Origin of the sequence: Streptomyces sp. NBC_00490, assembly GCF_036013645.1 — a bacterium.
Taxonomy (GTDB): Bacteria; Actinomycetota; Actinomycetes; order Streptomycetales; family Streptomycetaceae; genus Streptomyces; species Streptomyces canus_F.
On the sequence record NZ_CP107869.1, the window covers coordinates 9,966,527 to 9,987,562 of the forward strand.

Here is a 21,036-nt window from a genome sequence, read left to right on the forward strand (position 1 = left end):
AATGACCACCACCCCTGTCGGCCCCCTCACCGACGAACTCACCGCGGACTTCTACCACTACGAGTCGCTGCTCCCCGACGAGGAGCGCAAGATCCTCCTCAAGGCCCGCACCCTCCTGCGCGAGCAGGTCAGGCCGCTCGTCAACGAGAACTGGGCCAAGGGGGAGTTCCCCCGGGAACTCATCACCCTGTTCCGTGACAGCGGCCTGGCCGGACTGCCCTACGAGGGCTACGGCGAGCACCGGCCGACGGTCAGCAACCTGCTCAGCGGCACGCTGGCGATGGAGATGGCCCGCACCGACGCCTCGGTGTCCACCTTCTTCGGCGTCCACAACGGGCTGGCCATGTACTCGATCTTCTCCGGCGGCGACCAGGAGCAGCGCGACCGCTGGCTCCCGGGAATGGCCGCGATGGACAGGATCGGCGCGTTCGCGATGACCGAGCCGCTCGGCGGCTCCGACGTCGCCGGCGGCATGCGCACCACCGCCCGCCGCGAGGGCGACACCTGGGTCCTGAACGGCGCCAAGAAGTGGATCGGCAACGCCACCTTCGCCGACCTCGTCGTCGTGTGGGCGCGGGACGTCGACGACAACCACGTCAAGGGCTTCGTCGTCGAGAAGGGCACGCCCGGCTTCGACCCGGTGAAGATCGAGCACAAGATCGCCTTCCGGATCGTGGAGAACGCCGAGATCACCCTCACCGACGTCCGGGTGCCGGAGGCGAACCGGCTCCAGCGCATCGACTCCTTCCGGGACGTGGCCGAGATCCTGCGCGCGACCCGCGCCGGAGTGGCCTGGCAGGCGCTCGGCGTGATGATCGGTGCCTACGAACTGGCCCTGGACTACGCCCGGGAGCGCCGCCAGTTCGGCCGCCCCATAGGCGGCTTCCAGCTCGTGCAGGACCTGCTGGTCAAGAGCCTGGGCGACATCACCGCCTCCTGGGGCATGCTGGTCCAGCTCGCCCGCCTCCAGGACGCAGGCATCTTCCACGACGAACACTCCGCCCTGGCCAAGGGGTTCGTCACCGCGCGGATGCGGGAGGTCGTGGCCCGCAGCCGTGAGATCTTCGGCGGCAACGGCATCCTCCTCGACCACGACATCGCCCGCTTCTTCGTCGACGCCGAAGCGATCTACTCCTTCGAGGGCACCCGCGAGATGAACACCCTCATCGTCGGCAAGTCGATCACCGGCCAGAGCGCCTTCGTCTGAGCCGGCGAGCCCCGGCCGCAACGACGTCCGAGTCCCGCCCCCACCCACCGACCCCAGGTCATGGACCTGGGGCCGGTCCGCTGTCCGGAACCTTTCCCTCTTCGGAGCGCTGCCGGGAGCGGGTTGGGCCATCGACCTGAGACACGGCTGAGGCTGATGCCCTCGGGTCAAGGCTCGAGTGACTGGAAGAGCTCAAAACGGGGGTGCGCAGGTGATGTTGACGGGAAGAATGACCGCCATGACGTACGAAGGCTCCTCCATCGACCCGACCAAGCCCAGCATCGCCCGCGTCTACGACTACCTGCTCGGTGGCAAGGACAACTACGCCGTGGACCGTGAGATCGGCGACGTGTTCAAGCGCGACCTGCCCGGCTCGGTGGCCATTGCCTTTGCCAATCGCGCGGCTCTGACCCGGGCGGTCAGAGAGATCGCGAGGACCACCGGCATTCGGCAGTTCGTCGACCTGGGCAGTGGCCTGCCGACGGCAGACAACGTTCACCAAGTCGCGCAACGGCACGCCCCCGAGTCCCGGGTGGTCTACGTCGACAAGGATCCCCAAGTCCTGGTGCATGGCCGGGCACTGCTGGAGAGCAACGAACGCACCCGCGTCGTCCCGGGCGATGTGCGTGATCCCGAAGGCATCCGCACGCACCCGGATACCGTCGAACTCATCGACTTCGCTCAACCGGTGGCTGTCATCCTCAGCGCCATCCTCCATCACGTCAACGATGACGAGGACCCGGCCGGTATCGTCCGCTACTGGCGCCAGCACGTACCCTCGGGCAGCTACTTCTTCATCAGCCACTTCCGCTCGGGCAACAACCCGGAGACCGTGGAGGCCGAGGCGGTCCTCCAGCAGACGTTCGGCCGCGGTCGGTGGCGCACCGAAGCGGAGATCGCCTCCCTGCTGGACGGCCTGGAGATCCTCGACCCAGGGATCGTTCCCGCGTCCTTGTGGCGTCCCGATGACACCGAAAGCCCACGGGACATCGGTCAAAGGAGAGAACTCACGGTCTGGGAACATCTCATCGCGGCCGGGCTGGCCCGGAAGGCCTAGTAATGGCGCTGCTGTCCCCTTCGGTGCCCTGCAGTCGTGACAAGACCCCTCCCAAGATTCTCTGCACCCATACCTCGCTGATGGACAAGAGCCGTTCTTCGCCTGCATACACGCTGAAGTAGGCGTCGTTGAGCCAGGGCGTCGCCGCGAATTGGGTGAGTTGAGCGGTCAGTGTGGCTTCGTGCACGAACTGCTCCAAGAGTGGATGGAAGCCGGCGTGGGGAGGGATCTCCCACCGCTGGGAGGCATACTCGTACCTACCGCGATATGCATCCGATTCCACGAACTCCTCGTAGGCCCACTCATCGACGGCATAACGGGCTGGCGCGGTGCAATGCGCGGAAGAGCACCACACCGGGTGGTCCATGGCGCGACCAGTGAACACGTCCGACTCATCCATTTACCTATTCTCGCCAACACCCACCTTTGACGATGCCCGATCGCCCCTCATCGGCCGGTATGCCGTTCCTGCAGTTTCAGCAGGCGTCTGGACGTCGGCTCGGACCCCCGGGGTTCGCCGTGAGACCGCGGTGCAACAGCGCTACCGAGAGCTTCATCCTGAGCCGGAGTCAGCGGGTCAGTAGCCGAAGGCGTGCGGGGCCGGGTTCGTCGGCAGAGGGCTCGCTTGAGCGTGAACCACCATGCGGTCACCCTTGCGCAGGTCCACGCTCCCGGGCTGCTCATCCGGCAGGCCCGTGCGAGGTCGTGTGCGGGGGCGGTGCCGGTGCCGTCGAACCGGCCACGCGTGGCTGATCTCCCTGGTAGGAAGGTTCCTGTGGGAGATCATTTCGCTGCGGCGATTCGGCGGTTTCGGTTGCGCGCGGGGCTGACCCAGGAGGCGCTGGCGGAGCGTTCCGGCGTCTCGGTCAGCACGATCCGCGGCATGGAGACCGGCAGACGCCGCAACCCCCAGCTCGCGTCGGTGCGGCAATTGGCCACGGCGCTCGAGCTGCGATCGGCGGAACTGGATGAACTGCTGGCCGCGGCGGCGGGCACGGCGGAACCCTCGACCGTCCCCGTGCCGCGCCAACTGCCCGCCCCGCCCGCGCCGTTCGTGGGCCGCTTGGAGGAACTGGACCTGCTGGACGCCGCGATGCGGGCCGGTTCGGGCGAGGCGCCTACCGTGGTCGTCTCCGCGATCGCCGGCGCCGGCGGAGTGGGCAAGTCGTGGCTGGCGTTGCACTGGGCGCACCGCAACGCCGACCGCTACCCCGATGGGCAGCTCTTCGTCGACTTACGTGGCTTCAGTCCCGACAGCGATCCGATGGATCCGGCCGTGGCCGTACGCGGATTCCTCGACGCGTTGGGTGTCGAGCCCGACCGCATCCCCGTCGCCCCGCACGCGCAGGCGGCGTTGTTCCGCAGCATGGTGGCGGACAGGCGGATGCTGCTGGTGCTCGACAACGCTGTCGACACCGCCCAGGTCGCCCCGTTGCTGCCGGGCAGCGACAGCTGCGCCGTGGCGGTCACCAGTCGTAACCGGCTGTCGGGCCTGATCACCGGGCACGGTGCCCACCTGCTGTCCGTGGATACACTGCCTGACACCGAGGCCCGCGCGCTCCTCGTCGCCCGGCTCGGCACGGCACGTATCGAAGCCGAACCAGCGGCCGTGGGTGAACTCATCCGGTTGTGCGGCGGGTTCCCGCTGGCGCTGAGCATCATGGCCGGGCGGGCCCACACCCATCCGCACCTGTCCTTGGCCGAGCTCGCCGACGAACTGCGCGACGACGCCCTCGACGTACTCGACGACGCCGACCCCGCGGCGAGCCTGCCCGCCGTGCTCTCGTCGTCCCATCGCGCGTTGACCGACGAGGAGGCCGAGGTCTTCGGGCTGCTCGCGATCGCCCCCGGACCCGACACCGGCCTACGGGCAGTCGCCAGCCTCACCGGCTGCGACCTGATCCGGACCAGGACCGTCCTGCGCAGGCTGGAACAGGCCTCGCTCATCAGCCGGGACGCAGCCGGCCGGTACCGCATGCACGACCTGATCCGGCGCTACGCCACCACCGCCCATGCCCCGGCCGACGAGGCACGGAGCACGGCGCTGCGGAGAGTCCTCGCCTACTACACGCACACCGCGCATGCAGCCGCCCGACTCCTGGACTCCCACCGCGAGCCCATCGAGCTCGGACCGCTGGACCCCGCCTGCCCGACTCCGGCGCTGCCCGACATCCCCGCGGCGATGGACTGGTTCGACACCGAGCACCGCAACCTGCTCGCCGCACAGCGCACCGCCGTCACGCAGGCGTGGCACCGTACGGCATGGCAGTTGGCCTGGACGCTGAACGACTACCACTACCGGCGAGGACACCGCCAGGACCAGCTCGCCGTATGGCGGATCGCGGTCGACTCCGCGCGCCGGCTTCCCGATCCCGGCGCCCAGATCCTCACCCACCGGCTCCTCGGCCGCGCGCACGTCGTGCTCGGACACCACCAGGAGGCGATCGACGCCCTGAACCAGGCCCTCGCCCTGAGCGAGGAGCAAGAAGATCGCGCCCTCCAGGCCCAGGCGCACTACACGCTCGCGTCGATCTGGCCGGACGGGCGTCGGGCGCTGGAGCACGCCAGGCACGCACTGGACCTCTACCGCGGCCTGGACCAGCCGATCGCGGAGGCCAACGCACTCAACGCCGTGGGCTGGTACACCGCGCTCCTCGGCGAAGCGCCCGGCTCCGGCAAAGCCGACGACACCGCGCGCCGGCACTGCCAGGCCGCCCTCGCCCTGTACCGGCAGCACCAGGACGTGAACGGGCAGGCGCAGACCCTGGACAGCCTCGGGTACATCGACCACCACAGCGGCCGCCACCTCGACGCCGTCGAGCACTACCGCCAGGCCCTCAGCCTGTACCGCGACCTCGACAACCTCTACGAGGCCGCCGACACGCTCGAGCGGATCGGCCATCCGCACGCGGCCCTCGGTCGGCACGAGCAGGCTCGGGAGGTGTGGTGCGAAGCCCGCGACCTGTACCGGCGGCAGGGCCGTGACCAGGAGGCCGAGGAGGTGCAGCGACAGCTCGATCGGCTTCCGGCGGACCGTTCACGCATGGACGGTCCGTGAACTGTTCCCCCTGATGACCCGACAGCAGGATGGTTCACGCAAGCCGAAACCGACCACGAGAGCCTCGAGGCTCCCAAGGGGGAACACGCCACATGCGCATGAACACGAAGGTCGCGGCCACCGTCTCGGCGCTGGCCATGACCACGGGACTGCTGGCCATGTCCGGAGCTGCCACGACCGCCGCTGCCGCGGACGGCTGCAGCACCAGTCCGGTGACCGGGACCGCTCGTTCGGCGGTCGGAGCCAGGGGTCAGCTCTTCGAGCTGAGGTACAACGGCTCCGGGAACAGCACCTGCGCCTGGGGCCGGGTCACCAACGGCGCCGTCGGCATGCACGTCTGGGTCGACCGCAGTCACGACGGCGGCAGGACCTGGGAGCCGCAGCTGGGCTGGCGCCAGATCGACGCGGGAACCAGCGTGCACACCGAAGCCTGGAGGGACGCCAACGGCTACCTCATGCGGGCCTGCGGGGACTCCGGGTACAACACGGCGATCACCTGCACCGGCTGGTACTAGGGTCCGGCGTCCGGACGGGCCCGGTTGTGCACCGGGCCCATCCGGCGGGCTGCGTCCACTCACCTTGAGAGAACGGGGTCGGCCAAGACAGCCACGAGCGCGTTCTCGGTGTCCAGCGGGCGGCCGTCGTCGCCGCGGGGGAGCGCGGCGAGTTGCCGGGCTTGGGCGAGGCCGACGGTGCCGTAGCGCGATAGCGGCCGCCGCAGCCGAGTTGACCCGTTCACCGGCGGTGATGCAGATTGTTCAGCCGCCGGCGCCCGGGCCATAGAGCGCAGCGATGTCCTTGGACGTCGCCCACCGGCTGTAGGTGGGCGACTGAGGCCAGCCCTCGGGCGAGTCCTGCCATTCCTCCTGCCGTCCGTACGGCAGGAGGTCGATCAGCGGGAAGGTGTGACTGAGCTGTTCGGTGCCCCGGCCGTTGGTGTGCCAGGTGCGATAGACGGTGTCGCCGTCGCGCAGGAACACGTTGACCGCGAATCCTGCGTCGGGCGGTGCACCGACGTCGGCCCCGAAGGAGCTGTTGGCAGTCGAGTACCACGTCATCTGGTTGCCGACGCGCTGCCGGTAGGCGAGTGCCTCTTTGATCGGGCCCTGGGTGACGATGACGAATCGCGCATCGTAGTTGTCCAGGAACTCCAACCGGGTGTACTGCGAGGTGAAGCCCGTGCAGCCCGGGCACTGCCAGTCCTTGCCGGCGAACCACATGTGGTTGTAGACGATCAGTTGCCTCTTGCCTTCGAAGACGTCCGCCAGCCGAACGGGGCCGTCCTCGCCCTCCAGGGTGTAGTCGGGCATCTCGACCATCGGCAGGCGACGACGCTCGGCGGCGATGGCGTCAAGCTCCCGCGTCGCGGCCTTCTCCCGGGCACGCAGCGCCTCGAGTTGGCGCTCCCACGATGCGGCGTCGACGACGGGTGGTAGTGCGTGGGTGGTCATGGTCCCTCACAGAACTCGTGTGCAGCTTTCGCTCGTGCAGAGGTAGACCCCACCGGGCCCCGGAACTCATCGGACCGAGCCGCCCCCTTCGGCGCTCGCGTTGCCGGGCCGGCTGAGCGGCGGTGTCCCCGTTTCCCGAGCGCTCGCAGGCCGGTCGCTTCGATGTCGTGGGCCATGACGGCTACTGGAAGGTGGGTCCGTGCGGGGGAGCTGGCACCGCTTGTCACTCGGGCCCCGAAAGCCATCGCGAGCTGATCAGTCCTTGCTGTCCCCGGCAGCGGCTTGTGCGCCGTGCCGTGTCGGGTCAGCTGTCGAGGGATCGAGTTCGTCGGCGGTACGGGCCCTGCGGGTGGGAGAGAACGTCAGCACGAGTGCCTGGGTGACTGCGACGGACAGTCCGATCCACAGGGCGAAGCGATAGCTGACCTGGTCGGCGAGTACTCCGCCCAGCGGCGCCCCCACCGCTACCATCCCCCAGTTCATCGAGCGGATCGTTGCGTTCATCCGCCCTCGCAGCCGGTCGGGTGTCACCGCCTGGCGGTAGCTCATCTCCACCGGGCTCTCGATGCCGATGGCCAGAGACACGAGGAAGAAGCCGAGCGACACGGAAGCAAGCGCCCACAGTCCCCGCTCGGCCAGAACCAAAGGCAGCCAGCCGACGGCGGCGAGCAGGCGGAAGGCGATCACAGTGGCGCCGACGTCCAGCCTTCTGGCCACGCGCCCGGAGAGCGCACCGCCGACTATCACGCCGAAACTCGCGAAGGCGTAGGTGACCCCCAGACCAAACTCCCCGATCTTGAGCTGATGCAGGGCGAAGACCACGAAGACCGTGCTCACCATGCTGTTGAACAGGAGCATCGCGTGCGAGGTCAGGGCGATGGACGCCAGCGTGCGATGCCGGTAGACCCAGGCCACGCCCTCGCGCAGCTCGTTGCCCAGGCTGCGCCGTGCGCCTCGATCGGGGACAGTGTCGGGTGCCTTCACCGAAGCGAGCAGCAGGCCGGACATCAGATAGGACAGGGCGTCCACCAGCACGGCAAGCGGCGCTCCCATGATTTTGATCAGTGCTCCGGCGATCAGCGGGCCGGTCGAGCCGGCCACCGCGTCGGCCTGTTGCAGACGGGCGTATCCCGCGCTGAGCAGCTCCTTTGGTACCAGCTGTGGCACGTACGACTGGTTGGCCGCCTCGAACAGCAAGGACAGCACCCCGAACGCGAAGACGAACATGCACAGCGCGGTGATGCTGAGCCGATCCAGCGCATACAGCACCGGGATCACACCGAGCAGGACTGCCCTTGCGAGGTCGGTGGCGACCATCATCGGCTTGCGCCGCCAGCGGTCCACCACGACCCCGGCTATGAGCCCGAAAAGCAGATACGGAACCCAGCGGGCGGCATTGACGATGCCGACCTCGGTGGCGGATGCGCTCAGCACCACGGCGGTAAGGATCTGCAACGCCAGCCCTGTGACCTGAGAACCGAGCGCAGACACAGCCGAGGCGGTCAAGAAGCGTACGTACCCAGGGACTTGCACCAGGCGCGGCATGATCGGACCGTATCAGCGAAGATCACCGGCCGACGATGGCTGCGAGACCAGTGCCCCAAGGGGAGCAGGAATCAAGCTCTCGGTCGGCTTGCGGGGCATCCGTCCGGGGACAAGAAGGGCGACGAGCACGGGCCGGCATCCACTGGGCAGTCCTCCAGAGACATGACCCGCTCACACCACCTGCAGTACAAGGCAGTTCGAGCACCGGCTGCGTTGAGGCGTCTCATCGCTTCCGTCGCGGCCTCGAACCATGTCTGGTCGACCACCGTCGTCGGGGCGGCTTCAAGCAGCTGCTTGCTTCGCCATGCGCTCAGCCCGGTTACTGAGCGAACCGCTTGGACAAGGTCGATCCCGCGATCGCCGCTTGAGGACAGGAGCACGTCGAAGTCAGGATCCTCCACCATTCCCCCCATCGGACGCAGCCGTACCGCCTGGTGGACAGACCACCACTACGCCCCATCAGGCCATGCTGCCCGGATCGGCTCTCAGGCGTCAACGTCATTGGTTCAGGGAAGGCATGAGACCGAAACTGATCGCACCTGAGCAGATCGTTCGGGCCGCTGATGAGAGTCAAGAGCTTGTGCACCCTCGCGGGGAGCTGCGAGCGATGTTGTGCCGCACCTACCCGCCCTTGAAGGCGGAGTTCGGCCGTCAGCGCCGCGGCCCGTACGGCGGGATCACCGTGTTGCGCAAGGGGCTGTGGTTCGCCGCGCAGGCCAGGGTCCGGAGGTTCCCCTTTCCCGGCGATCTGTTGACCGGGTGTACGCGGCAAGGTGCTTGACCTTGCCACTGGCGGCAGGGTTGAACGATGTCCGGCATGAACAGCATCGCACCGCAGAGCAGCAGAACCGTCGTCGTCACGGGAGCCGGCACCGGGATCGGCCGGGGCATCGCTCGTGCTTTCGCCGCCGAGGGCGCGCACGTAGTGGCGATCGGGCGGCGGGTCGAGCCGCTCAAAGAGACCGCTGCCGACAACGACCGGATCATGGCGCTGCCCGTCGACATCACCGCCGAGAGTGCGCCCGAGCAGATCATCCAGACTGTGTGGGAGACATACGGCCGATTGGACGTGCTGGTCAACAACGCCGGCATCGTGAGCAGCGGAGCCCTCGGCACGCTGACGCTGGAGATGATCAAGACTCAGCTCTCCACGAACCTCGTCGCCCCCACTCTGCTGGCCCAGGCCGCGCTGCCGCTCTTGGAGACGTCTGGCGGAGTGATCGTCAATGTCACTACGTCGGTGGGACAGCGGGCGTGGCCCGGCAACTCGGTCTACGCGGCGACCAAGACCGCCTTGGAACTGCTGACCCGCAGTTGGGCGGTCGAGCTGGCGCCCCGCGGCGTCCGGGTGGTGGCGGTCGCCCCCGGCGCGATCGCGACGCCCATTGGCGAGCACCAGGGCCTGACACCGGAGCGGATGGCCGCACTGCGGGAGTGGCAACTGGCGCACACCCCGCTGGCCCGGATCGGCCGACCCGAGGAGGTGGCCTGGGCGGTCACCCAACTTGCCGCACCGGCGGCGTCGTTCATCACCGGAGTGGTACTCCCCGTGGACGGCGGAGCGGTGGTGGCGTGATAGGAGTGGCCCGGGAGGTGGAAGGGATGCGGATCGGTGAGGTGGCCAGGGCAACGGGGACGACCGCTCGTGCGCTGCGGCACTACGAGCAGGCCGGGCTGATCTCCTCGGAGCGCGCCGTGAACGGCTACCGCGTCTATGACGAGCGGGCCCTGGTGCGGGTCCGCAACATCCGCTACCTGCTGGCGGCCGGGCTCACCCTGGAGGACGTACGCGTGTTCGTGCTGTGCCTGGAGGGTGATGTGGCTGCCGCACCGCCCTCTATCGAGGGCCTACGGGTCGCGCGGGAACGGCTGGCTGTCCTCAACGAACGCATCGCCGCCCAGACCGAGGCCCGCGACCGGCTGGAATCGGCACTCCGGGAGAAGACCGGCGATCGGATCCGCCCAGTGGCCTGACCAGGTGTCTCACTGCCGGGGGCGAAGAATGGGCGGAACAAGAGGAGGCACCCCCGACTGGACAGGGTCTCGGCCAATCACCAGCGGAACACTGGGTACGTCATCCGCCGGCCGAACATGCTCGCGTTCGGCGTCCGGCCGGTAGAGGCGGGCCGGATGACGACGTGCGACTCCGCCGAGTTCCGTCTGTCTGGGCTTCTCGAACTGCTCGCGGCCCTCCGGCCAATGACTCGGCCGCTGTCGACACGCTGCGATCGGCCTTGACCGAGGCCCTGCCGAGTGCGGGCGGGCTTAGCGCGGGCGGGCTTAACGACGAACACGGGTCGGGCCCGCCGGCCACGGTCCCGCGCATCCTCGCCCGCCACTTCGGACACCTCCACTGCGGGGCCTACGCTCAGGTCAGGACGCCGGGAAGCCTCCAGATCGGCGACCATGCGTACCTCGGCCCACGCCGCGCGCTCACCTACGCGAGCCAGCGACTGAGCCAGAAGGAAATGGCGTCGGCACCACGGATGGCCAGGGTGACCTCGGTGACCCAGCCGACCGCCGCCACCACGAGCATCGAGTTCGAGGACCCGAGCCCCGCGCTGGCGGCGGCACGGCCCGGCCAGTACCTGCGGGTGCACCGCACGGACCTGGACGATCCGGGATGGCGCAACTACACCATCAGCCGCACCGGCGTGGGACCCGCACGCATCACCGCGGAGCACCGCGAGGACGGCGTCGTGTCACCGTGGCTGGCCGCCGTTCGCGAGGACGAAAAGGGCCTCGTCACCAGCCCCGTTCGGGGATGCCGTCATCGACACGGAGGAGAACCGCCCCCTCCTCGTCCTGACAGCCGGCATCCGCACCACTCCGGCGCTCGACATGGCCCACGCCCTGGCGGCCGCCCGCAGCGAACGCCCGGTGGACTTCGTGCACGTCATCCGCGACAGCGAAAGCCTTCCGCACTGGGACGAACTTCAGCAAGCCGCTGCCCAGTTGAGCCGAGCCCGCCTGCACCTGTACGTGACCGGGCCCCGGCCCGAGGACACCGCAGTGGAACACAGCCCCGGACGTCCTGACGGCACTCGCATCGCCGACATCCTGACCGATCCGGCCTCCACCGAGGTCCACATGTGCGGGCCGCCCGGTTCGTGACGGACATGAGGTCGGCCATACCGGCCGCGGGGGTGCCTGCGAACGCGATCCGGTACGACGCCTTCTACTCACCGAGGACCGCGGACAGCACCCCCCGCCCGGCACCGCATGCGGGACCCTTCCAGGTCACCTAGCGGCCATCGGGGGTGACCGCCAAGTGGAATCCCGAGTCGGGAACACTCCTCGACCTGGCGCAGGACCAGGGACTCACACTCCCCGCCAGTTGCCGTGCCGGGGTATGCGGAACGTGCGCGGCAACCGTCCATGGCCAGACGGCCTACCTTGTCGACCCGCTCGTGGAGCCCCGGGACGGGCAGGCCCTGCTCTGCAGCTCGGTTCCGGCAGCGGATCTCGTAGTCGAAGAGAACTGACAGACCTCGTGCTCAAGGACTACAAGGACGGTGTCGTGATGGACCGTCATGTCAACGCGCGCATGAGGTCCCCCTTCAGGAGTCGAGATGCGTGCGGTCCTTGATCCATTGGGGAGGCCGCCTGCCGACAGCCGAGATGCTTCAGTTCTGCGCCGACCACACCATCGCCGCTGACATCGAACTACTCCTGTCGTCACAGGTGGACACGGCACTCGACCGCCTCCTGCGAAACGACGTCCGCTACCGCTTCGTGCTCGACATGTCCGACCTGGACTGAAGAGACGGTGGGCCGGGCCGGGCCGGGCCGGGCCGTGGCGTGCGGGCCGGGCAACGCACGCGCATGGCTCGGCACTTCTGCGGCGCGCGAAGGTGCCGCAGGTCGAGACCGTCGTCGGATCGGAAACGCGGCTCGGCCGGATCATGCTCGATGCCCAGCGGTGGGTGAAGGCCGCCTCCGGTGTGCCGTTCTGCGACGTGAAGGTCGATGCCGAGACCGGCGAGACGTGGGTGCCGAGGTAGGTCGGGGTGTTCGACATCGGCACCGTGATGGGCCTGGGCCTGGCGATGGTGGAGGAGACGCTCGTCGACCCGCGCAACGGGCGATCATGAACCCCCGCCTGGCCGAAGTACTCAGAACTCCCGCGAGGCGTGGGTGACGGTGGCGTCCGCCTTCACCGACTGTGAGTCCACGACCGTGGCACTTGGCTCAACGGGTGGCAGTAGGCGCTTGTCGCGGAGGACGTTGCCCTGCGGTACCGCGCTGGTCTCACTCCTCCGGTGTGGATCTGTGGCCGGCTGGCGCAGCAGCAGTTGTTCGATGAGGCGTTCCTTGGCCAGGGCAAGGTGCCGCCGGTAGGTGCCGTAGGGCACCCCGAGTCGACGGGCGGCGGCCCTGTGGGTGCGGGAAGCCGTGATGTACGTCGTGGTGAGGGCCTCGTGGGCTTTGACGCCCGCCGGGTCGATCTGTATCGCGTCGAGCGCGGTGGTGATGGCGCCGCGCAGGTCCGCGGCCGGGTCGGGTGAGCCCGGCGCCACGAGACGGGAGCGCAGCAGGACGCTGGTCGCGAATTCGCGCGGCGTGTGCCAGCTGCGCAGCGCCTCGAGTACGCCTTCCTCGAACGCGGCGCGCGGCAGCTGATCGCCCGGGCCGCTCGCGGAGGCGATTGCGGGCCATGTCGCCAGGGGCATGACCGCGGTGCGCGCCCGGTCTTGCACCCACTGTTCCACCGCTTGCCGTCGCCAGTCCCGGCCGAAGACATGCTGTCGCAGGCCGCCGACGTCCACGGCCGCGACCTCCGGCATCCCGGCCTCGGCGAGGTAGCGCCCCCACAGGTCGGCGTCTTCGAAGACGGTGAAGGTGACCGCGCGTCCGTGGATCCTCATCTCTTCGGCGAGGGTGCGCCGGCTGATGAGTTCTATCAGGGGCGAGGGCCGCTGGCCCCCGCCGGGCTGCACCGCGAAGCGGCGGATGCCCAGGTGCTCGCCCGGTCCCAGGGGTGCGGCCGTCTCCACGAGGTCCCAGACCGCTGCGATGACCGGGTCCTCGGCGCGGTCCTCGGGCAGCGGTGCGTCCAGCCGCAGGATGGCCATGAACGAAACAGGTGTGGTGGAGCCGGTGTAGCGGTGGACGCGGAAGGCCTCCGGCTGGCGGCGCAGCCAGTGCGCGACCGCGGCTGCCGATGCCGGGCCTTCGGCTTCCTCGGCCATGCGCAGCACGGCGGGTGCGTCGTCGGTCCGGAGTGGAGTGTCCTCGATGTGAGGGTGCGTCCGGTAGTTGTACAGGTTGTCCGGGCCGCCGTGGTCGCGGAAGAGGAACATCCATTCCGCGACTCGTAAGAGCGCGTCGTCGGCGGTGGCGGAGCGTACGGCTTCCAGGCCGGCGAGGGAGATGCGGGCGCGGATGTCGTCGTAGCGCTCGGGGTCCCGCCAGCGCAGGTCGGCCTCGAGGGTGGCCCGCACCGCGTCGTGCGGGTGCAGCCCTTCCGGCGTGATCTCGATGTAGGGCAGCTGGCGCAGCCAGGGGAACACCGTATTGGTGTCCTCGTCACCCAGTACCGCGCGCAGCAGGGGCTCGCGGGTGACATAGGTCTGTGCGACGACTTCGAGGGCACGTCGATGGAGGGAGCTGGGCAGGTCGCCGACCAGCCGCTCGACCAGGGTCGTCAGGGTGTCGCCGGTGGGGTACCACGGCGCGCCGGGCGCGGCCGGGGGCACGGAGGCGGCCAGTGAGAGGGCAAGCGGGCTGCCTCCCGCGAAGGCGACGAAGGCGCCCCGCTGCTCGGCGGGAACACCTCTGGCGGCGAGCAGGGCGTCGGACTCGGCGGGATCGAGCGGCCGTACGGGCAGTGCGGTGAACAGTTGCGCCCACCCGGGGTCCACCGACCATTCGGCGTCGGGGGCGGTCCTGCCTGCCACCACCACGATCGCCTGGTCGGCGAGCCTCAACAGGAAGGTCTCGCGCAGCCACGCCTCAAGGGGCTGAGACTGCTCGAAGGTGTCGATGAGCAGCACCGTGCCGGGTTCGGTGCACGCCGGGGCGGCGGCCTCCTCCAGCCTGCGCGGGTCGGCGTCGAGGAACCGTCCGTCCACGTGGACCACGCGGCGGCCCGCGAGTTCCGCCTGCTGGGCGGCGTAGCGCACCAGCGAGGACTTGCCGATGCCGCCGGGGCCGTGCAGGTAGGCGACGAGCGGAGCGTGCGCCGCCCCCGACAGCATCAGGTCGAGCACTGCCCGCTCCGGCTCCCTGCCCACCAGCGCCCCGGCTCGTGCCGCGGCCAGCCGGTCCGCCAGTCCCGCCGCTCCCAATCCGAGTTCCTTTCGTCAGGCCCATTCTGCCGTCGAAGATCGGTGTGGTGAAGCGCTTTCTACGTGAGTGGTGCCGAGCACTGGCGAGCATCCCGGGAGAGGAGGCGCTACTCGGATGTGTGCGGCATCGACTCGATGTCGTCCGGGCGTTACGCGCCTCAGTCCCTGTCCTCGGCGCGCGCGTCACTTCCGTTTGGTTCGGCGTCGAGCGGGACGTGTCGTCGCCCCCGCTGCGTGGCCTGGCTCGAGTCCTTATGCTCCGCCTTTGCGGCGGCGAGGCGCGGCCGAGCGGGACGGCATCGAGCGCATGTGGTCGCGCACCGGCGCCAGCAGGCCGGCGAGAGCTTCGACGTCGTCGCGCGAAAGCGGCTCGAACAGCAGGCCGCTGACCACCTCGATGTGGCCCGGCAGCACCTTCGCAAGCAGCTCACGCCCGGCGTCGGTGAGGGTGACGGTGATGCTGCGTTCGTCGTCCGGTGAGGGAGCGCGGACGACCAGACCCTCCTTCTGGAGCAGATCCACCTGGTAGGTCAGGCCGCTGCGGCTGTAGACGACGCCGTCGGCCAGGTCGGTCATGCGGTGACTGCCCGTCGGGGAGTCACCGAGGCGGGCCAGCAGCTGGAACTGCACGTAGCTGAGATCGCCGGCCTCGCGCAGCTGCTGCTCGACCGCGTGCCGGAGCAGGCTGGTCACCTCGATGAGGTCGAAGTAGGCGCCGAGTTGCACGGGGTTGAGCGACGGCGGTGAATCAGGCATGACCGAAGTCTACTGCTTCGAATTCGAAGCGTGTGGCGTGGCGCCGTCCAGCCGCCCCAAGCGGAGCTGGAACTGGATTCCTCCGCGAGTTCCGCTGGCCGCCCCGGCAGGTGGATCGGACGGGCGCGAGGGTCGCCCGGCCCGATGTGGTGACCTCGTGAGCGCACGGTGTGGGCAGTGTTGGGCCCGACTGAGCACCGCAGAACGTGGAGTTCGAACAGTGCCGCGGCACAGGGTTACGAACAGAAGGGCGGCGCCGCCGCCCACGTATCCCGAGGACCGGCCATGAACATCCCATGCCTCGCGCAACGTCGTCCTCGGCCTTCCCCGGTGACGGTACGACAGCCCGGCCGCAGCGCACAAGCCATGCACACGATGCCGGGATGACCGCCGCAGCGTGGAGCCCGGTGTCCCTGGCGGTCCTGTGCGCCGGCGTCGGTTACGGGCGCTCGACGCGCCTGCTCGCGGACTGGGTTGCGGAGGCGGTGTGCCGGTCCCTGGCGGCCGGGGGTGCGCGCGCCGAGGTGGAGGTGCTGGAGCTGTACCGGCTGGCGGCCGACCTCGCCCAGTGCTCCGCCCAGGGTCGCGCCAGCCTCGACCTGCGGGAGGCGATCGCGGCGGTCGTGACAGCGGACGGCTGGTGGTGGCGACCCCGGTGCTCGGCGCGTCTCCGGGCGAGGGGTTCGACTCGTTCTTCGCCGTTCTCGGGGACAAAGTCCTGTCCGGCATGCCGGTGCTGTTGGCGCTCGACAGCGGCTCCGACCGGCAGCCGTCCGACCTTGCGCAGGTGATGCGCACGCGCCTGACCGGCGTGCACGCCGAACCCGGGCTCACGGTCGTCGTCGCGGGCCCCGCCGACTGGCCGAGCACGGTTGGCGGCGACGCGGGGCGGCTGCGCGCTGGCATCGACCGGGCCGCCGTCGAGCTCGCCACGGCGATGCGCTCTCGTCGGCGGTGACCGACCACTTGCTTCGAATTCGAAGCAGATGTAGTCTCCTCAACAGTTACTTCGAATTCGAAGCAACTCTGATCGCAGTGAAGGCGAGAACTCCCATGAAGGCAGTGCGTTTCCACGAGTACGGCGATCCCGACCTCCTGCGCTACGAGGACGTGGCTCAGCCCGCCCCCGGCGCCGGTGAGGTCCGGGTCCGTGTCGCCGCGACGTCGTTCAACCCCGTTGACGGCAACATCCGCGCCGGCTTCATGCAGGGCCCGATACCGGTGGTGCTGCCGCACACGCCCGGCATCGACGTCGCCGGCACCGTCGACGCGCTGGGCGAGGGCGTGAACGATATTGCGGTCGGTGACGAGGTCGTGGGCTTCCTGCCGATGGACGGCACCGGCGCCGCCGCGCAGTACGTTCTCGCGCCGGCCGAAGCCCTGACCCCGGCGCCCAAGAGCATCCCGCTGGCCGATGCCGCCGCGCTGCCGCTGGTGGGTCTGACCGCGTGGCAGGCGCTGTTCGACCACGGCAAGCTGACGGCCGGGCAGCGCGTGCTGATCAACGGAGCCGGGGGAGCGGTCGGCGGCTACGCCGTGCAGCTGGCCAAGAACGCCGGCGCCCACGTCATCGCCACAGCCGGCCCGCGCAGCAGCCAGGCCGTCACCTCGGCCGGCGCCGACGAAGTCATCGACCACACCACCACCAGCGTGACCGCGGCGGTGACCGAACCGGTCGACCTCGCACTCAACCTCGCACCGGTTACCCCGGACGAACTGGCCGCGCTCCTGACCCTGGTCCGCCCCGGCGGGGCCCTGGTGAACACGACGGTGTGGATGCCCGCCCCCAGCGACGAGGAACGCGGCGTGCGCGGCATCGACCTGTTCGTCCGCAGCGACGCCGAACAGCTGGCCCAACTGGTGGCGCTGACCGACCGCGGCGAGCTGCGCGTCGATGTCGCCGAGCGGCTGCCGCTGGCCGACCTGCCCGCTCTCCATGCCCGGGCCGCCGACGGCAGCGTGCACGGCAAGGTCATCGTCGTCCCGCCCGCCGCCTGACGCCGATCCTCCACCGAAAGGAAAAGGCCATGGCACTCAGTCTGGATCCCGAAATCGCCGAGGCGCTGGCCCCGATGGCCGGCGCGATGGCGGACGCAACACCACCGGCGGTGGGGGACATCGCGGCGCGGCGCGCCATGTGGGAACCGATCATCGGTGCCGCGGGAACGGCCCAGCCGATCCCGGACGACGTGAAGACCACCGAGCACGACGCGACCACCGACGACGGCGCGCAAATCACCATGCGCTGGTACACCAAGGGCGGCGCGGCGCCGGGTCCGGCCGTGCTGTTCTTCCACGGCGGCGGATACATCTTCGGCCACGTCGACCTGTTCGACGGCCCGGTCTCCCGCTACGTCTCCGCCAGTGGCGTGCCGATGCTGTCAGTCGAGTACCGCCGCGCCCCCGAGCACCCCTTCCCGACCCCGCTCGAGGACGCCTACACCGCACTGCGCTGGCTGCACGCACACGCCGCCGAACTCGGTGTCGACCCCGACCGGATCGGTGTGATGGGAGACAGCGCGGGCGGGGGTATGGCCGCGGGGCTGACGATCCTCGCCCGCGAGCGCGGCGGCCCGAAGATCGCCCGCCAGATCCTGCTCATGCCGATGCTCGACGACCGCACCACCACCCCCGACCCCCACATCGCGCCCTACCTGCTGTGGTCCTACGACGACAGCCTCACCGCCTGGCCGGCCCTGCTCGGCGAGGCCGCCGGCGGGCCCGACGTCCCGGCCATGGCGGCCCCGGCCCGGCTCGAGGACGCGACCGGCCTGCCGCCGGCCTACATCGAAGTCGGCCAGCTCGACGTCTTCCGCGACGAAGACACCGCTTACGCCACCAAGCTCAGCCGCGCCGGCGTGCCGGTCGAATTCCACCTGCACCCCGGCGCCCCGCACGAGTTCGACTCCATCGCGTTCACCTCCGATGTCGCCCGCCGCGCCATCGCCGACCGCGTCCGGGTCCTGAAGTCGATCTGAGCCGCCACCGAGCATGCTCACCCTGTACCGCAGGAGGGTTCGCAAGCCCGCCACACAGCCGGGCCCTCGCTCGGATGCCCTGCGCGACAGGGCCACGCGGACACTGGCAAGCACAGACTGAAGCATCGCGCGGCCGGGCCGGACTCCCACTGCGGGCCGCGTGCGCACCGATGGCCGGGAGACTGCCGGGCTGCATGCCGGCCGCCCGGCACTTGATCCTCACCCGGCTGACCTTTGAAAGAGAGATTTCGATGATTCCTGATGACGACCTGTCCCGTTCGCTGACCGTGGCGGACCCCGACGATCCCGGCACGACGTACATCTCTTTGGTGGGCAACACGTACGCCATGCTGATCACCGGCGAGCAGACCGACGGCCGCTACTGCCTGATCGACATGCGCGTGCCCGACGGCGGTGGCCCGCCGCCGCACCGGCACGACTTCGAGGAGATGTTCACGGTCCTCGAGGGCGAGATCGAGTTCACCTTCCGAGGCGAGAACCACACGGTGCGGGCCGGGTCCACAGTGAACATCCCGGCCAACGCCCCGCACAACTTCCGCAACACCTCGGGTGCGCCGGCCCGCATGCTGTGCATGTGCACCCCGGCGGGCCAGGACGAGTACTTCACGCGCATCGGCGATGTTGTCGCGGGCAAGGACGCGCCGCCGCCACAGCTGTCGCAGGACGAGCTCGCGGAGCGCCGCCGCCGCGCGGCCGAGTTGGCCTCGACCTATCGCAGCGAGTTCCTGTAACTCGCTGGGCCGGCAAGCCCGGTACCGGTCGACAGAGGTGAACTTCCCGCTGAGCTGGACAGTCAGGCCGCGCCCAGAGCGCCCCACCGCCGCGGGCATCCATGCCGCACGCGGCGGCGATTGCAGCCTGGTACTGCTCCCGATCGGCGTGGATGCTCAGCGGTCGAGTTCGTGAGGTGCGGGCGAACTCAGGCGATAGGGGAGGGGCTATGGAATGGGTCGTTGGAACTGGCACGTTCCTGGGCCCGCTGGCGATCGCCCTGGGCATGGCGTCGATGCGCCCCGGCTGGACGCTGCCCTGGGTGCGTTAAGCCGGCCTGCGGCCGCCGGCCACGGTCGGCCCTGTCGGAGCATCGCAGTCTCGTCGATAGGGAACGGTTGTTCGATGGCGCCCCCCGGGCGGGCGAAGATTGCCGGTGCGGCAGAATGGGCAGCGCAAGTACCGGGGACACCTCCCCGTTTCTCTCGAGGCCCCCGGCTGGTCGACGAGACGCGCTCCCCGTCCGGTCCTCACCTCCCGGAAAGGACACACCTGTGCCCTCCGCCCAGTTAGCTCTCACCCTGGCCAACCTGCTGCTGCGGCCGGCATCCGGCTCCCGTCGCGCTCCGGACCGGGCCTTCGACCAGATCATCGCCAAGGCCGGGCAGGCGGACGGTGACGAGCCGTTCACCGACGGCTTCCGGTTTCTGCTGCGCCACTGGGCAGGCGCCCAGGACCTCACCCCGGTCGGTTGGCAGGCCGCGCGGTCCCACGTCCGCAGACACCTCACCAACCGGGCCCGGGTCATGCGGCTGATCGCCGAGAACCCCGCCATCGAGCAGGAGCCCATCGACAAGCCCGTGTTCGTGGTGGGCCTGCCGCGCACCGCCACCACGCTCGCCCACGGCGTGCTGTCCCTCTCGGACGAGCACCGCTGCCCCCTGGTGTGGGAACTGCTCGCGCCCGGCCTCTACACATCGCCAGGGCAACGGCGAAAGGCGATCACGGCGGCGCGCCGCTGGGTCGACGGCATGAACCTGTTCGCCCCCCGCCTGCGCGACATCCACCCCATGACCGCCGAGGGCCCCGAGGAGTGCACCTTCCTCCTGCCGCACGCCCTCGTACCGCTGTCCCAGGCCCGCATACCCGCGTACCAGGCCTGGCACTACGAGCGGGATTTCGTCCCCGACTACCGCTACCTCAAGCAGGTCTACCAGGTCCTGCAGTACGGCCGCCCGCGCCGCCGCTGGGTGCTGAAGTCCCCCATGCACACCGAGAACCTCGACGCGCTGCGCACCGTCTTCCCCGACGCCACACTCGTGTGGACCCACCGGGACCCGGCGACCGTCGTCGCGTCGTTCTGCAGCCTGGTCGAGCAGGGCATGAACGGCACCCTCGACCCCGTCGACCTGCACGGCCTCGGCGCCACCTGGCTGGAACTGCTGAGCCGCTCCGCGCAGCGCGGCATCGCCTCCCGTGCCGCCATCCCGCGCGAGGCGCTGGTGGACGTCCCGTACTCCTGGCTCGGATCCGACCCGGCCACGGGCGCCCCGAAGCTCTACGAGGCCATCGGCGCCCGCTGGACCGACGCCGACGCCACCCGGCTCGCCGAGATCGCCGCCCGTCCCAAGGGCGCCCGGCCCCACAGATACGACCTCTCCCGCTATGGACTCACCCGCGCCGACGTCGAGTCGGCCTTCGCCGACTACAACGCCCTGCGGGCCGAAGTCGACCGGCCCTGACCGCACGGGCCGGCTCCGCCTGCACGTCGGAACCGGCCCGTTTCACGCCCGGTCACCATCGACCCAGGCAGAGCCGAGCAGACGCGGCCCATCGGGTCCAGGTGGTTCGTACACTGGCGCGCTCCACCTGGACGCCATGAACCACGCCGGCTCCACGGCGTGTGGGGCGACGGGGGGCGGGATGGAAGCTGGGGTAAGTGGTGAGTTAAGGGAGGCTCAA

At 69.7% G+C, this 21,036-nt stretch carries 20 protein-coding genes and 1 pseudogene; 15 read left to right on the forward strand and 6 right to left on the reverse strand.

What is annotated here, in order from left to right:
- Position 1 precedes the first annotated feature (1 nt).
- The 4 genes from OG381_RS45550 (at position 2) to OG381_RS45565 (ending at position 5,837) form a co-directional block, all read left to right on the forward strand.
- Positions 2–1,207, forward strand: coding sequence for an acyl-CoA dehydrogenase family protein (locus OG381_RS45550; RefSeq protein ID WP_327721874.1), 1,206 nt, complete (start codon positions 2–4; stop codon positions 1,205–1,207).
- Positions 1,208–1,445: 238 nt separating this feature from the next.
- Positions 1,446–2,264, forward strand: coding sequence for an SAM-dependent methyltransferase (locus OG381_RS45555; RefSeq protein WP_327721875.1), 819 nt, complete (start codon positions 1,446–1,448; stop codon positions 2,262–2,264).
- Between the two features lie 775 nt (positions 2,265–3,039).
- Entirely contained in the window at positions 3,040–5,322 is a 2,283-nt protein-coding gene (locus tag OG381_RS45560; protein WP_327721876.1) for an ATP-binding protein, read from the forward strand.
- A 92-nt stretch (positions 5,323–5,414) separates the two neighbouring features.
- A complete protein-coding gene (locus OG381_RS45565) occupies positions 5,415–5,837 on the forward strand; it encodes a glycosyl hydrolase (protein WP_327721877.1) in 423 nt (140 codons plus the stop codon).
- A 243-nt stretch (positions 5,838–6,080) separates the two neighbouring features.
- Here the strand turns inward: OG381_RS45565 and OG381_RS45570 are convergent, their stop codons facing one another.
- The 3 genes from OG381_RS45570 to OG381_RS49770 all read right to left on the reverse strand — a co-directional run bounded on the left by OG381_RS45570 (position 6,081) and on the right by OG381_RS49770 (position 8,731).
- Complete coding sequence (locus OG381_RS45570) at positions 6,081–6,773, reverse strand: DUF899 domain-containing protein (protein WP_327721878.1); 693 nt, start codon at positions 6,771–6,773, stop codon at positions 6,081–6,083.
- Positions 6,774–7,028: 255 nt separating this feature from the next.
- The gene (locus OG381_RS45575) at positions 7,029–8,318 is read right to left on the reverse strand and encodes an MFS transporter (protein ID WP_327721879.1); all 1,290 of its coding nucleotides are present in this window, start codon (positions 8,316–8,318) and stop codon (positions 7,029–7,031) included.
- Positions 8,319–8,389: 71 nt separating this feature from the next.
- On the reverse strand, positions 8,390–8,731 hold the full coding sequence (locus tag OG381_RS49770) for a ribosomal protein L7/L12 (RefSeq protein WP_443061994.1): 342 nt from the start codon (positions 8,729–8,731) through the stop codon (positions 8,390–8,392).
- Between the two features lie 395 nt (positions 8,732–9,126).
- Between OG381_RS49770 and OG381_RS45580 the strand changes: the two genes are divergently transcribed.
- Positions 9,127–9,894 (forward strand): SDR family NAD(P)-dependent oxidoreductase, encoded by a 768-nt coding sequence (locus OG381_RS45580; protein ID WP_327721880.1) that lies wholly within the window; start codon positions 9,127–9,129, stop codon positions 9,892–9,894.
- A gap of 26 nt (positions 9,895–9,920) precedes the next feature.
- Positions 9,921–10,292, forward strand: coding sequence for a MerR family transcriptional regulator (locus OG381_RS45585; protein WP_327721881.1), 372 nt, complete (start codon positions 9,921–9,923; stop codon positions 10,290–10,292).
- A gap of 463 nt (positions 10,293–10,755) precedes the next feature.
- Here the strand turns inward: OG381_RS45585 and OG381_RS45590 are convergent, their stop codons facing one another.
- Complete coding sequence (locus OG381_RS45590; protein WP_327721882.1) at positions 10,756–10,923, reverse strand: hypothetical protein; 168 nt, start codon at positions 10,921–10,923, stop codon at positions 10,756–10,758.
- A 212-nt stretch (positions 10,924–11,135) separates the two neighbouring features.
- Between OG381_RS45590 and OG381_RS45595 the strand changes: the two genes are divergently transcribed.
- The 4 genes and pseudogenes from OG381_RS45595 to OG381_RS45605 all read left to right on the forward strand — a co-directional run bounded on the left by OG381_RS45595 (position 11,136) and on the right by OG381_RS45605 (position 12,322).
- Entirely contained in the window at positions 11,136–11,432 is a 297-nt protein-coding gene (locus OG381_RS45595; protein ID WP_327722730.1) for a hypothetical protein, read from the forward strand.
- Positions 11,433–11,578: 146 nt separating this feature from the next.
- Complete coding sequence (locus tag OG381_RS49775) at positions 11,579–11,803, forward strand: 2Fe-2S iron-sulfur cluster-binding protein (RefSeq protein ID WP_443061995.1); 225 nt, start codon at positions 11,579–11,581, stop codon at positions 11,801–11,803.
- A 112-nt stretch (positions 11,804–11,915) separates the two neighbouring features.
- A pseudogene (locus tag OG381_RS45600) lies at positions 11,916–12,080 on the forward strand (NAD(P)-dependent alcohol dehydrogenase); the annotation flags it as partial.
- Between the two features lie 92 nt (positions 12,081–12,172).
- Entirely contained in the window at positions 12,173–12,322 is a 150-nt protein-coding gene (locus tag OG381_RS45605) for a hypothetical protein (RefSeq protein WP_327721883.1), read from the forward strand.
- Between the two features lie 111 nt (positions 12,323–12,433).
- Here OG381_RS45605 and OG381_RS45610 read toward each other — a convergent pair whose 3' ends face one another.
- Both OG381_RS45610 and OG381_RS45615 read right to left on the reverse strand, forming a co-directional pair.
- Complete coding sequence (locus OG381_RS45610) at positions 12,434–14,608, reverse strand: ATP-binding protein (protein ID WP_327721884.1); 2,175 nt, start codon at positions 14,606–14,608, stop codon at positions 12,434–12,436.
- Between the two features lie 252 nt (positions 14,609–14,860).
- A complete protein-coding gene (locus OG381_RS45615; protein ID WP_327721885.1) occupies positions 14,861–15,364 on the reverse strand; it encodes a MarR family winged helix-turn-helix transcriptional regulator in 504 nt (167 codons plus the stop codon).
- Positions 15,365–16,007: 643 nt separating this feature from the next.
- Between OG381_RS45615 and OG381_RS45620 the strand changes: the two genes are divergently transcribed.
- From OG381_RS45620 to OG381_RS45640, 5 genes are all read left to right on the forward strand, one after another.
- On the forward strand, positions 16,008–16,322 hold the full coding sequence (locus OG381_RS45620) for a hypothetical protein (RefSeq protein ID WP_327721886.1): 315 nt from the start codon (positions 16,008–16,010) through the stop codon (positions 16,320–16,322).
- Positions 16,323–16,417: 95 nt separating this feature from the next.
- The gene (locus OG381_RS45625; RefSeq protein WP_327721887.1) at positions 16,418–17,362 is read left to right on the forward strand and encodes an NADP-dependent oxidoreductase; all 945 of its coding nucleotides are present in this window, start codon (positions 16,418–16,420) and stop codon (positions 17,360–17,362) included.
- A 29-nt stretch (positions 17,363–17,391) separates the two neighbouring features.
- Positions 17,392–18,342 (forward strand): alpha/beta hydrolase, encoded by a 951-nt coding sequence (locus tag OG381_RS45630; RefSeq protein ID WP_327721888.1) that lies wholly within the window; start codon positions 17,392–17,394, stop codon positions 18,340–18,342.
- Positions 18,343–18,593: 251 nt separating this feature from the next.
- Positions 18,594–19,094: a cupin domain-containing protein gene (locus OG381_RS45635; RefSeq protein WP_327721889.1), complete on the forward strand. Its 501-nt coding sequence runs from the start codon at positions 18,594–18,596 to the stop codon at positions 19,092–19,094.
- 534 nt (positions 19,095–19,628) lie between these two features.
- On the forward strand, positions 19,629–20,816 hold the full coding sequence (locus OG381_RS45640; RefSeq protein WP_327721890.1) for a sulfotransferase family protein: 1,188 nt from the start codon (positions 19,629–19,631) through the stop codon (positions 20,814–20,816).
- Positions 20,817–21,036: the final 220 nt, after the last annotated feature.

What these genes read in the sequence shown, in the direction of transcription:
- OG381_RS45635 (WP_327721889.1), top strand. Translation starts at nt 18,594, where the DNA reads ATGATTCCTGATGACGACCTGTCCCGTTCGCTGACCGTGGCGGACCCC.
- OG381_RS45630 (WP_327721888.1), top strand. Translation starts at nt 17,392, where the DNA reads ATGGCACTCAGTCTGGATCCCGAAATCGCCGAGGCGCTGGCCCCGATG.
- OG381_RS49770 (WP_443061994.1), bottom strand. Translation starts at nt 8,731, where the DNA reads ATGGGGGGAATGGTGGAGGATCCTGACTTCGACGTGCTCCTGTCCTCA.
- OG381_RS45550 (WP_327721874.1), top strand. Translation starts at nt 2, where the DNA reads ATGACCACCACCCCTGTCGGCCCCCTCACCGACGAACTCACCGCGGAC.
- OG381_RS45580 (WP_327721880.1), top strand. Translation starts at nt 9,127, where the DNA reads ATGTCCGGCATGAACAGCATCGCACCGCAGAGCAGCAGAACCGTCGTC.
- OG381_RS45585 (WP_327721881.1), top strand. Translation starts at nt 9,921, where the DNA reads ATGCGGATCGGTGAGGTGGCCAGGGCAACGGGGACGACCGCTCGTGCG.
- OG381_RS45565 (WP_327721877.1), top strand. Translation starts at nt 5,415, where the DNA reads ATGCGCATGAACACGAAGGTCGCGGCCACCGTCTCGGCGCTGGCCATG.
- OG381_RS45625 (WP_327721887.1), top strand. Translation starts at nt 16,418, where the DNA reads ATGAAGGCAGTGCGTTTCCACGAGTACGGCGATCCCGACCTCCTGCGC.
- OG381_RS45555 (WP_327721875.1), top strand. Translation starts at nt 1,446, where the DNA reads ATGACGTACGAAGGCTCCTCCATCGACCCGACCAAGCCCAGCATCGCC.
- OG381_RS45615 (WP_327721885.1), bottom strand. Translation starts at nt 15,364, where the DNA reads ATGCCTGATTCACCGCCGTCGCTCAACCCCGTGCAACTCGGCGCCTAC.
- OG381_RS45570 (WP_327721878.1), bottom strand. Translation starts at nt 6,773, where the DNA reads ATGACCACCCACGCACTACCACCCGTCGTCGACGCCGCATCGTGGGAG.
- OG381_RS45575 (WP_327721879.1), bottom strand. Translation starts at nt 8,318, where the DNA reads ATGCCGCGCCTGGTGCAAGTCCCTGGGTACGTACGCTTCTTGACCGCC.